Origin of the sequence: Bradyrhizobium diazoefficiens (assembly GCF_016616235.1) — a bacterium.
GTDB classification, from domain to species: Bacteria; Pseudomonadota; Alphaproteobacteria; order Rhizobiales; family Xanthobacteraceae; genus Bradyrhizobium; species Bradyrhizobium diazoefficiens_H.
On sequence record NZ_CP067100.1, the window covers coordinates 4263038 to 4273121 of the forward strand.

Below are 10084 nucleotides of genomic sequence, written 5' to 3' on the forward strand. Positions count from 1 at the left end.
CTCGCCCGTCACGGGCGCATGGTAAGCTCGAGGAAGTCTGCATATTTCCTTGATCTGGCTTGCCAATCGCGATCCGGGATCGGACCCGCGATCATTGATAAGGATGACGACCACGCTCCGTCATGCAATTGATCGCGCTTGCATTCCAAACCTTCGCCGCCGAAACGGATGAACGTAAGCTGCAGCTGTCGGCAAGCGCATGACACATGGTCGCATCGGTGGACGTAGCTAAGCGGATCAAGGGAACCTATTTTCGGCGCCGATGTACCTGATTGAAGCGTTACCCACCGTCATCGGAACGGCCGCCATCGCCCCGGCGCTGCTGATGCTTTGGCTCGTCATTGCCGCCGAGGAGCGGCCGGGACCGCCGGCCCAGGTCTGGACCGCGTTCCTGCTTGGCGCGGCCAGCATCTCATTGCTCGGCCTTGTCCGTGCGCCCTTCGTCAAGATGGTCGCGGCCCCCGACAATCCCTGGGCGATGCTGGCCATGCATTCGGTGTTCGGCGTGGCGCTGCCCGAGGAAGCCGTCAAGGTCATCGCCATCGTGCTGGTCTCCTCGACCAAGCGGCGGACCTTTGCCAATCCGATGGACAGTGTGGTCTATGGCGCCGCGGTCGGCCTCGGCTTCGCCGCCTACGAGAACCTCGCCTATCTCGTCCAGCATGCTGAGATGTGGCGCTCGCTCGCTGCCTTGCGGAGCGTGCTGACGGTGCCGTTCCACGGTGCACTCGGCATCATCGCCGGCGCCTATCTGACGATGGCACGCGCCGGCACGGCGCTGGGCGCGAACCGTCATCATCGCGACTGGGCCCGCCTCTCCAGCCGCCTGCTGATCTTCGCCGGGCCCCTGGCGCTGCATTCGGCCTTCGACTTCCCGCTGCTCACCCTCCAGCGCATGCCGGATCTCGATCCAACCTTGCGGATGTGGCTGGGCGGCGCCAGCCTGCTGATCGGCTTCAGCTCGATCGCCTTCGCCATTCGCCTCGTCCGCCGCGTCGCGCGCCACCACGCGCCCCGTACCAATATCGCGCGGGAACGGCTCAGCCAGCTGCGGCGGATGTGGGCGCTGCTGCTCGCCGGCGGCGGTGTCGGCTTCCTCGGCCTCGCCTTCGTGCTGACCTCGATCCACCACTGGCTGATCAACCCCGAGCGCAATTTGACGCTGGCGCTGATCCCGATCGGCCTCGTCTCCATCCTGCTCGGCCTTGCGCTTCTGGTTGTCACAACGGCAATCTACGTTCTCGGCCGCAACCGCATCCGCACCAGCGGCGAAGGTTTTTCGTCGGCGCATGGCGGCGGTTGAGCCGCAGGATGGCAAGTGCGGTATCCGCACATTAGATTGGGCGCACGTCTTTTGATCCGGAGCCTGCCGATGCCATCGCCCGAGGATTTTTCAAGGCTGCAATCCACCATGAGCCAAACGGTGAAGGCGCATTGGAAGGCCTTCCTGTTCGAAGGCATCTTGCTGGCCGTGCTCGGTATCGCGGCGCTGATCCTGCCGCCGCTCGCGAGCCTTGCGATCGCGATCCTTCTCGGCTGGATGTTCCTGATCAGCGGCATCGGCGGGCTGATCGTGACCTACTGGGCGCGCAGCACGCCGGGCTTCTGGTGGTCGCTGATCTCGGCAGCGCTCGCGGTGCTCGCCGGCATGCTGCTGCTGGCGCGGCCGATGCAGGCGGTGCTGACGCTGACCATCGTGCTCGGCGCCTATTTCCTGGCCGAGGGCGTTGCCACCATCATGTATGCGCTGGAGCACCGCCGCGAGCTGAGCGGCCGCTGGTCGTGGCTCCTGATCGCGGGCCTCGTCGACATGGCAATCTCGTTCATGGTGATCACCGGGCTGCCGAGCTCGGCGGAATGGGCGATCGGCATCCTCGTCGCGATCAATTTGCTGTTCGGCGGCGCCACCCTGATCGGCATGGCGCTGGCGGCACGCAATAGCAACACCTGAGACGCCTCGTCGCGCCGGCGCCGTTTTGGGGGTGACAAGGCGCCAAGGGCGCGCTATATGCCCTGCCATGATCACCGTTGCCACCAGCTATTTTTGGTACTTTAGCTACGACAGCTCGCTGGCGGCAGGAGGATCACGCTCAATCTGAATATTGAAGCAAACGTCCGAACAAGCCGCCAGACCTGGCGGCTTTTTTGTTGGCCGGCAGGTTCGAAAACAAACAGGAGCCCGCCGTGCTGAGCACGACCGACGATCTTCGTATCCGCGAACTGAAAGAGCTGAGCACGCCGGAAGAGGTGATGCGGGAAGTCCCGCGCACGCTCACCGCAACGCGTGTGGTGATGGCGGCGCGCAACGCCATTCATGCCATCCTCAACGGCCAGGACGACCGCCTGCTGGTCGTGGTCGGCCCTTGCTCGGTGCATGATCCCAAGGCCGCGCTCGACTATGCCGAGCGCCTCGCACGCTTGCGCGAAGACCTCGCCGACCAGCTCGAGATCGTGATGCGGGTCTATTTCGAGAAGCCGCGCACCACCGTCGGCTGGAAGGGCTTGATCAACGATCCTGATCTCGACGGCAGCTTCGACATCAACAAGGGCCTGCGGCTGGCCCGTAACGTGCTGTCGGCGGTGAACAATCTCGGCCTGCCCGCCGGCGCCGAATTCCTGGATATGACGACGCCGCAATACATCGCCGACCTCGTGTCCTGGGCCGCGATCGGTGCGCGCACAACCGAGAGCCAGATCCATCGCGAGCTGGCTTCGGGCCTGTCCTGCCCGGTCGGCTTCAAGAACGGCACCGACGGCAATGTTCGCATTGCCGCCGATGCGGTGAAGTCAGCCTCGCATCCGCATCACTTCATGGCCGTCACAAAGCTCGGACGCTCGGCGATCGCCTCGACCGCGGGCAACGAGGACTGCCACATCATCCTGCGCGGCGGCAGCAAGCCGAACTATGACGCCGCAAGCGTCGCGGCAGCCTGCAACGAGCTGGCCAAGGCCGGCGTCGCGCCGCTGGTGATGGTGGATGCGAGCCACGCCAATTCGAGCAAGAAGCCGGAAAACCAGCCGCTGGTCACGGCCGATATCGCCGGCCAGATCTCCGGCGGCGAAACCCGCATCGTGGGCGTGATGATCGAGAGCAATCTCGAAGGCGGCCGCCAGGACGTCGTGCCGGGCAAGCCGCTCGTCTACGGTCAGAGCATCACCGACGGCTGCATCGACTGGGTGACGACGGCGACAGTGCTCGAGCAGCTCGCTGACGCGGTCGAGATCCGGCGCAACACCCGGCGTGCGGGGCTGCACGGGCGTACGGCATAAGCCTGAAAAGCGCGGGTGGGGCGCTGTCGCGCCCTGCCCGCCGGCGCAGTCGCGTCTCAGCAGCCGCGGCAGATGCTCTTGATCTTCTTGTCGAGCGCCTGGTTTTCCTTGCTAAGGGGATCGTTCGCGTCGCTCACATTCTTCTCGTTCGGCACGTCCCCGGCGCGCGGCTGGCGATGACCGACCGGCGCCTGCGGCACCGATCCCGATGTGGCGCCACCCGACGTCGATCCCTTGGTCCCGGTCTGCGCCATCGCTGCGCCGCCGAGCAAGACCACGAGCGATGCTGCCAGCATGATCTTCTTCATATCCGTGCCTCCGTTCCTCAAACCGACGTCGCCGTTATCACCGCTCAGGTCTCGGGCGGATAGAGGTGAACGTCGCCGCAATAGTCTAGGATACGATAGCGCGTTTCCGTGCCGGCTTCACGCGTGCCGGCTGCGGTATTTTGCGCCGCCAACACATAATTCGGCCCGACCGGCGATTTGCCGGCGCCGCCGGGAATATCGATGACATAGTCAGGCTGACACAGCCCCGACACCCGCCCGCGCAACTGCCGCATCAACTCCTGCCCCTCGGCCAGCGTCGTTCGCAGATGCGCCGTGCCGGGCGCGAGATCGCCGTGATGCAGATAGTAGGGCTTGATCCGGCATTGGACGAAAGCCCGCATCAAATCCGACAAAGCGGCCGCGGTGTCGTTGACGCCGCGCAAAAGCACGGACTGGCTCACCAGCGGAATTCCGGCATCGGCGAGCCGCGCGCAGGCGGCGCGCGCCGGCCCTGCCAGCTCGCGCGCATGGTTGGCATGCAGGGCGACCCAGGTGGTTGCACCCCCGACCTTCAGCGCTGCGACCATCTCCTCGCTGATACGCGCGGGATCGGCCACCGGCACGCGGGTGTGAAGGCGGATGATCTTGACGTGATCGATGGCGGCAAGATCAGCCATGATCTCGCTCATTCGGCGCGGCGACAGCATCAAGGGGTCGCCGCCGGTCAGGATCACCTCCCAGATCTCGTCGTGCGCGCGGATATAGTCGATCGCAGTGCGGTAAGCGCTATCCGAGAGCGCGTTCTCCTTGCCGGGCCCCACCATCTCGCGGCGGAAGCAGAAGCGGCAATAGATCGCACAGACATGGACGAGCTTGAACAGCACGCGATCGGGATAGCGATGCACGATGCCTGATACCGGCGAGTGCGGGTGATCGCCGATCGGATCGGCGTTCTCGCCCGGCTGCATCTGCAATTCGTTTGCGCTCGGAACAAATTGCCGCGCGATCGGATCGTCGGGATCCGACTTATCGATCAGCTCGACCAGCGCCGGTGTGATCGCGACCGCATAGCGCGCGGCAACGCGCTCCAGCGCAGGCAGCGCGGCGGCAGGCGCCAGGCCTTCGGCCACGAGGTCAGCCGGCTCGCGCAAGGTGCGTGCAAGATTGGTCTTCGTCATCTTTCGCTTAGCTTTTCTTCTGCAGGCGGCGTCCACACCACCTGATCGATCCGTGTTGCGCCGCTCGCCAGCATCACCAGCCGGTCGAAGCCGAGCGCAACGCCGCTCGCCTCCGGCATTGCGGCGACCGCGGCTAGAAAATCCTCGTCCAGCGGATAGGCCTCGCCGTAGCGGCGCCGCTTCTCCGCCATCGACTCCGTAAAGCGTTTGCGCTGCTCCTCGGCATCGGTCAGCTCGCCAAAGCCGTTGGCGAGCTCGACGCCGCAGGCATAGACCTCGAACCGTTCCGCGACCCGCGCATCTTCGGCCTTCACCCGCGCCAGCGCCGCCTCTGGAGATGGGTATTCGAACAGGATGGTCAAACGTCCCTGCCCCAGCTGCGGCTCGACATGCTCGACCAGGACCTTGCTGAAGATGTCCGACCAGGTGTCGTCTTCGGCGACGCGGACCTTGCCGGCCGCCGCCCGGGCAAGCGCGGCACGGTTACCCTCGGCGCCAGAGATTGTCGACAGCAGATCGATGCCGGCGAAACGCTCGAAGGCGCGCGCGACCGTCAGGAGCTCCGGCTCGGCGAAGGGATCGGCGGTCCGGCCGCGGAACGAGAAGGTCCCGATCCCGGTCGCCTGCGCGGCCCGCGCAACGACGACCACGGTGTCGGCCATGATGGCGTCATAGGGGGCGCCGGCCCGATACCATTCCAGCATCGTGAATTCCGGCAGATGGAGGTCGCCCCGCTCGCGGTCGCGGAACACCCGGGCGAGCTCGAAGATTCGGGGCTCGCCGGCTGCCAGCAGCTTCTTGCAGGCGAATTCCGGTGAGGTTCGCAGGTAACGGCTGGCCCGGCTGCCGTCGGGACGCACGAGTTCGGTCCGGGCGGCGTGCAGATGGGTCTCGTTGCCCGGGGACACCTGGAGGACGGAGGTTTCGACCTCGACGAAGCTTTGCTCGGCGAAAAAGGCCCGTATTGCTCCGGTAATGGCTCCCCGCGCCTGGAGGAAGGGTCGCCGGTCGAGATGCCGCTCAGGCGACCAGAATGGCGAAATTGGCTTGTCCCCAACCATCAGCCGGCCGCTCCGGCTCTGAGCAAAGTGCTGGCATCGAACGGCAAAATCAGTATGTTGCGGCCCGAAACGGGCGCTGAGGTCCGATTTGAGGCCCCAAGTCCCCCATCGATTTGACCACGTCCTGGCCGATGCCGGGCCAAGCAAGCAGGAAATACAGCTTTGAGAGTCATCGCCAGTTCTATTCGCAAGGGCAACGTGATCGAGCAAGACGGCAAGCTTTATGTCGTCGTGAGCGCCGAGAACATCCATCCCGGCAAGGGCACGCCGGTCAGCCAGATCGAAATGCGCCGAATCTCGGACGGGGTAAAGATCTCCGAGCGGTACAAGACCACCGACCAGGTCGAAAAGGCCACCATCGAAGAGCGCAATTACACGTTCCTCTATGAAGACGGCGACGGCTTCCACTTCATGAACCCGGAAACCTATGACCAGGTCCAGGTGTCCAAGGACGTCGTCGGCGACGCCGCCGCGTATCTTCAGGAGAGCATGACGGTCAAGCTGTCCATGCACGACACCAACCCGGTGTCGATCGCGCTGCCGCAGCGCGTCACGCTGGAAGTGGTCGACACCGAGCCCGTGACCAAGGGCCAGACCGCCTCGTCGTCCTACAAGCCCGCAGTGCTCTCCAACGGCGTGCGCACCACCGTGCCGCCGCACATCACGGTCGGCACCCGCGTCGTAGTGATAACCGAGGACGGCTCCTACGCCGAGCGCGCCAAGGACTAAGCGAGGGGCCGAGGACCAGAGCAGGTTGCCGCCGGGGGGCGAGACAGTGGGTAGGAAGAGCTTCCGCTTCGTCTCGCTGCTTCTGGCGTCGCTTTCGCTCCTCATCGTCTCGCCGCTCGCCGCGGACGAGTTCCGCAGTCCCTCGCTCCCGGCCCTGCGCGTCGACTGGCGCGCAGCGCTCGACCAGCTCCGGACGGAGATCAACAGCCGCCCGCAAATAGCGGGTGACTTCATCTTTGCGCCGCGCCGCTCGGTGCCGCGCTACGATCCGCGCGCGATGCCGGCGCTGGTACAGCTCAACGCGGTCTCCTCGCAGTTCTTCACCGGCATCGCCCGCAGTTCCGTGCCCGTGCTGCTGCCGTTCGATGCGGCAGCTTACCTCGAGGCTCTGCGCAGCGGCGCGCCTGCGAATCTGTCGCCGTCGCGCTACCAGGCCGATTTCAACCCCGTCGAGCTGTTCGATGCCGGCCCCGCAGGCTACAACGCGACGTTCTCGTTCGAGCCGGGCGCCGGCGACGGCATGCCAAGCCGCGTGTTCGCCAGGGGCGTCGAGGTGCAGATCACGGGCTCGGCCCTGATCTACGACATCGCCGATCCCTCGGGCGGCAAGGGCGAGCCGGTCAAGCCGCTCGCGGCAACCTATCCGGACCTGCGCAGGTTCATCAGGGAAGGCTATGTCCGCTACGCCTTCACGCGCTTCGGCGTCGCCTATGTGGTGTCGATCCAGTGCCTCGACAGCGTCCCAAAGCCGCGGCGGCTGGCCTGCAAGGAAGCCTATCCGGTCGCCGAGCGTTTCCTGAAGGCGCTGCGGATCGCCGGCGGACAACGCATGCGCCCCCTGCCCGACATCGCCTCCAGCGTCATCGATCGTCCCGCGGCGCGCTCGGCGGAATTCGGCTATCGGCCGAGCGGCGACATCATCCCGAACACCGGCTACCGCAACAGGGGTGGCCATCCCGACGTGATGGCCTATGCGCAGATCCGCTTTCCGTTGGAGAGGGCGCCGGCCCTGGTACGCTCGCAATCCCACGGGCGCAACAACAACGACGGCTCGACCGCTTATGCCTGGCGCGACAATTTCTGCGAGTCCCGCAGTTTCGAGGTCGGGCAATGCGCCGGCGGTTTCGGCCACCAGGGCGAGGACATCCGCGCCGCCTGTCCGCCATCCGGCGAAGGCCGCGAAGCGTGCGATCCCAAGCAGCGCGGCGTCGTCGCGGTGCGCGACGCCATCGTGATCCGTTCCACCAAGGACCAGGCCGCGACGCTTCAAGTCAACAGCCGGACCGAACACATCCGCTTCCGCTACATGCACATGAACCCGCAGGCGATGAACGCCGATGGCGTGCTTAACGGCCGCATGGTCACGGAGGGCGAGAAGATCGGCGTGGTCTCGAACTATCTCGACCATCCCGCCGGCACCTCAATGCACCTGCATTTCGACGTGCAGGTGTTCACACGCGACGGCTGGATCTGGGTCAGCCCCTACGTCACGCTGGTTTCGGCCTATGAACGCCTAATCCACGCCCGCGGCCGCGAGATCGGCCCGGAGATCTCGGGCACGCCACAGCCGGTGGCGCATGCGCTGCCCGAGGACGCGAGCAAGCCGGACCTGCGCGAGGGCTCCAGCGGCGAGGAGAATTGAGCAGGGAGGAATCGTAGCCCCCGGGCCACAAGTCCCCTACCGATCACTCCAGATACGTCGTGAGCTGCGCGCCCTCGTCCGCCACGAACAGGGCGATCAATTCGGCCGGTTCTGTCACACTCGCGTTCGCCGACACGAGATGCGTCGATCCCGGTGGCTCGAAGAAGGACTGACCGACGCCGAACGTTTCGACCGGGCCGCCGCCGAGCTGGGACCGGATCTCGCCCTTGGTGATGTAGGCCGTGACCGATCCGGCATGCCGGTGCGGCCGCGAGAATCCGCCCGGACCGTAGAACACGCGCACGATGGTGACGCGCTTGCCCGGCACGTCCGGCAATGCGTACGAGCCGATCGGCTCGACCTTGTCGAGTGGCGAGCTCTCCGCGGCCGCCGCGCAAAGCGGCGCCAGTGCGCCCGATACGGTGTCCATCGTCACCGACAGCGCCTTGCCAATCGCAAACGCGCAGGCGAGCCCGCCGACGACGGCCAGCGCCACCGAACGCGGCGGACGTTGCGCGGCAGAAAGGTTCATGGCTGTCATCGTGATCTCCCCTCGTCTCCATCAGGATGCAGCGGCGGTCGTTGCGACCGGCCGCTTTGCAGGCGTCCAGCGAAATGCCGCGCCAAAACGGTTCCAGACGTTGATCGAAGCGACAGCAGAGGTCAGATACGTCAACTCCGTCTCGGAGAACTCGCGGCTCGCCTCCGCATAGACCTCTTCGCTGACGCCGTGCGGCAGCAGGGTCAGCGCTTCGGCCCATGCGAACGCCGCCCGCTCGCGCGCGGAGAAGATCGGCGCCTCGCGCCAGACCGCGACCAGATGGAGCTTGTCCACGGGCACGCCGATCCGCTCCGACAACAGCACATGATGCTGCAGGCAGAAGGCACAGCCATTGATCTGCGAGGCGCGCAGCTTGACCAGCTCGAGCAGCTGCTTGTCGAGGCCGGCCTTGGCCGCCACCTGGCCCAGCGCCAGCACAAGATCATATGCATCTGGTGCGATCCGCTTGAAGTCGTCGTATTCGCTGCGGGCGTGTGCCATCGCCGTTCACCTTGTGTTATCATAAGAGTGCTTATATCTTATAAGAGCACTTATATGTCGCGCAAGACCGCCGATATCACAAGATCGAAAACCGCGCGCAGGCTGCCCGTGCCTGCCGACGACGGCGCCGTGCGTGTGCCTGCCCCCGGTGAGGGCAAGCGCGGCGAACAGGGTTATCTCGGCTATCTCTTGCGGCAGGCCCATGCCGCAGTCCGCCTGACGATGGAGCGGACGCTCGCCGATCTGGGTGTGACCTCGCCGCAATTCGCGGTGCTGACGATGCTCAACGCCTATCCGGGCCTGTCAGGGGCCGACGTCGCCCGCCTCACCTTCCTCACGCCCCAGACCGTCGGCGTGATCATTCGTAACCTCGAGCGTGATGGCGCGATCGTAATGACGCCCCATCCCATCCACGGCCGCATCCAGCAATGGACGCTGACGCCGCGTGGCGCGACGCTGCTGAAGGCGTGCCGGGAGCGTGTGATCGCGCTGGAGAAGCGTCTTGCCGGCGGCCTCGATGCCAAGACCGAGGCAAGCATTCGTCGTTGGCTCGCTGGCGTCGCGACGCAGTTGCAGGACTAGTCGCCCTTCAACACCTTTTTAACCTCGCCATCGGGCCAGGTCTCGCCCGCCGCGATCACGCGCACGCGGCTCTGGTCGGCGTCATTCACCAGCACATGCGAACTCACCCGGTCGCGGCATCGCTCCAGGTGCAGATTGGTCTCGGGCTTCCAGCTCAGCGTGGTCGCGAGATCGCCGGGAAATATCTGCCATTGCGACCCGTCGTCGAGCTCGACCACGTGGCTTTCCGCATGCGCGCGTATCTTCATTCCACCCCGGATGCTCGATGAACAGACTGCGTGCCGAAGGAGGGCCCCGGTCCGGCCGGAGCC

The 10084-nt window shown here is 65.5% G+C and carries 12 protein-coding genes; 6 read left to right on the forward strand and 6 right to left on the reverse strand.

From position 1 onward, the window contains the following. The first annotated feature begins 262 nt into the window (after nucleotides 1-262). The 3 genes from JJB99_RS20260 to JJB99_RS20270 all read left to right on the forward strand — a co-directional run bounded on the left by JJB99_RS20260 (nucleotide 263) and on the right by JJB99_RS20270 (nucleotide 3270). Nucleotides 263-1303, forward strand: coding sequence for a PrsW family glutamic-type intramembrane protease (locus tag JJB99_RS20260; protein ID WP_200494099.1), 1041 nt, complete (start codon nucleotides 263-265; stop codon nucleotides 1301-1303). Nucleotides 1304-1372: 69 nt separating this feature from the next. Then, nucleotides 1373-1951 (forward strand): HdeD family acid-resistance protein, encoded by a 579-nt coding sequence (locus JJB99_RS20265; protein WP_200494100.1) that lies wholly within the window; start codon nucleotides 1373-1375, stop codon nucleotides 1949-1951. Nucleotides 1952-2184: 233 nt separating this feature from the next. Beyond that, nucleotides 2185-3270, forward strand: a complete 1086-nt coding sequence (locus tag JJB99_RS20270; RefSeq protein ID WP_200494101.1) for a 3-deoxy-7-phosphoheptulonate synthase — start codon at nucleotides 2185-2187, stop codon at nucleotides 3268-3270. A 56-nt stretch (nucleotides 3271-3326) separates the two neighbouring features. Here JJB99_RS20270 and JJB99_RS20275 read toward each other — a convergent pair whose 3' ends face one another. From JJB99_RS20275 to epmA, 3 genes are read right to left on the reverse strand one after another with little or no spacing between them, the layout of a single operon-like run. Beyond that, complete coding sequence (locus JJB99_RS20275) at nucleotides 3327-3578, reverse strand: hypothetical protein (protein ID WP_200494102.1); 252 nt, start codon at nucleotides 3576-3578, stop codon at nucleotides 3327-3329. Nucleotides 3579-3622: 44 nt separating this feature from the next. Then, nucleotides 3623-4717, reverse strand: coding sequence for a lysine-2,3-aminomutase-like protein (locus JJB99_RS20280; protein ID WP_200494103.1), 1095 nt, complete (start codon nucleotides 4715-4717; stop codon nucleotides 3623-3625). Beyond that, complete coding sequence (gene epmA / locus JJB99_RS20285) at nucleotides 4714-5778, reverse strand: EF-P lysine aminoacylase EpmA (RefSeq protein WP_200494104.1); 1065 nt, start codon at nucleotides 5776-5778, stop codon at nucleotides 4714-4716. The genes JJB99_RS20280 and epmA overlap by 4 nt, the downstream gene beginning before the upstream one ends. A 162-nt stretch (nucleotides 5779-5940) precedes the next feature. Here epmA and efp point away from each other — a divergent pair, with 162 nt between their 5' ends. Together efp and JJB99_RS20295 are read left to right on the forward strand one after the other, a co-directional pair. Continuing rightward, nucleotides 5941-6507 carry an elongation factor P gene (efp, locus tag JJB99_RS20290; RefSeq protein ID WP_200494105.1) on the forward strand — a complete coding sequence of 189 codons (567 nt, stop codon included), beginning with the start codon at nucleotides 5941-5943 and terminating at the stop codon, nucleotides 6505-6507. Nucleotides 6508-6532: 25 nt separating this feature from the next. Further along, complete coding sequence (locus tag JJB99_RS20295; protein WP_200494106.1) at nucleotides 6533-8149, forward strand: M23 family peptidase; 1617 nt, start codon at nucleotides 6533-6535, stop codon at nucleotides 8147-8149. Between the two features lie 43 nt (nucleotides 8150-8192). Here JJB99_RS20295 and JJB99_RS20300 read toward each other — a convergent pair whose 3' ends face one another. Continuing rightward, a complete protein-coding gene (locus tag JJB99_RS20300) occupies nucleotides 8193-8690 on the reverse strand; it encodes a cupin domain-containing protein (RefSeq protein WP_200494107.1) in 498 nt (165 codons plus the stop codon). A gap of 21 nt (nucleotides 8691-8711) precedes the next feature. Further along, a complete protein-coding gene (locus tag JJB99_RS20305; RefSeq protein ID WP_200494108.1) occupies nucleotides 8712-9191 on the reverse strand; it encodes a carboxymuconolactone decarboxylase family protein in 480 nt (159 codons plus the stop codon). Between the two features lie 54 nt (nucleotides 9192-9245). On the opposite strand from JJB99_RS20305, the gene JJB99_RS20310 reads away from it, so the two are divergent. Further along, a complete protein-coding gene (locus JJB99_RS20310; RefSeq protein ID WP_200494109.1) occupies nucleotides 9246-9773 on the forward strand; it encodes a MarR family winged helix-turn-helix transcriptional regulator in 528 nt (175 codons plus the stop codon). Here the strand turns inward: JJB99_RS20310 and JJB99_RS20315 are convergent. Then, nucleotides 9770-10021 carry a hypothetical protein gene (locus JJB99_RS20315; protein WP_200494110.1) on the reverse strand — a complete coding sequence of 84 codons (252 nt, stop codon included), beginning with the start codon at nucleotides 10019-10021 and terminating at the stop codon, nucleotides 9770-9772. The two genes, JJB99_RS20310 and JJB99_RS20315, sit on opposite strands and share 4 nt — an antisense overlap. Nucleotides 10022-10084 lie beyond the last annotated feature (63 nt).

What these genes read in the sequence shown, in the direction of transcription:
- JJB99_RS20260 (WP_200494099.1), top strand. Translation starts at nt 263, where the DNA reads ATGTACCTGATTGAAGCGTTACCCACCGTCATCGGAACGGCCGCCATC.
- JJB99_RS20265 (WP_200494100.1), top strand. Translation starts at nt 1,373, where the DNA reads ATGCCATCGCCCGAGGATTTTTCAAGGCTGCAATCCACCATGAGCCAA.
- JJB99_RS20275 (WP_200494102.1), bottom strand. Translation starts at nt 3,578, where the DNA reads ATGAAGAAGATCATGCTGGCAGCATCGCTCGTGGTCTTGCTCGGCGGC.
- JJB99_RS20280 (WP_200494103.1), bottom strand. Translation starts at nt 4,717, where the DNA reads ATGACGAAGACCAATCTTGCACGCACCTTGCGCGAGCCGGCTGACCTC.
- epmA (WP_200494104.1), bottom strand. Translation starts at nt 5,778, where the DNA reads ATGGTTGGGGACAAGCCAATTTCGCCATTCTGGTCGCCTGAGCGGCAT.
- JJB99_RS20300 (WP_200494107.1), bottom strand. Translation starts at nt 8,690, where the DNA reads ATGACAGCCATGAACCTTTCTGCCGCGCAACGTCCGCCGCGTTCGGTG.
- JJB99_RS20305 (WP_200494108.1), bottom strand. Translation starts at nt 9,191, where the DNA reads ATGGCACACGCCCGCAGCGAATACGACGACTTCAAGCGGATCGCACCA.
- JJB99_RS20310 (WP_200494109.1), top strand. Translation starts at nt 9,246, where the DNA reads ATGTCGCGCAAGACCGCCGATATCACAAGATCGAAAACCGCGCGCAGG.
- JJB99_RS20315 (WP_200494110.1), bottom strand. Translation starts at nt 10,021, where the DNA reads ATGAAGATACGCGCGCATGCGGAAAGCCACGTGGTCGAGCTCGACGAC.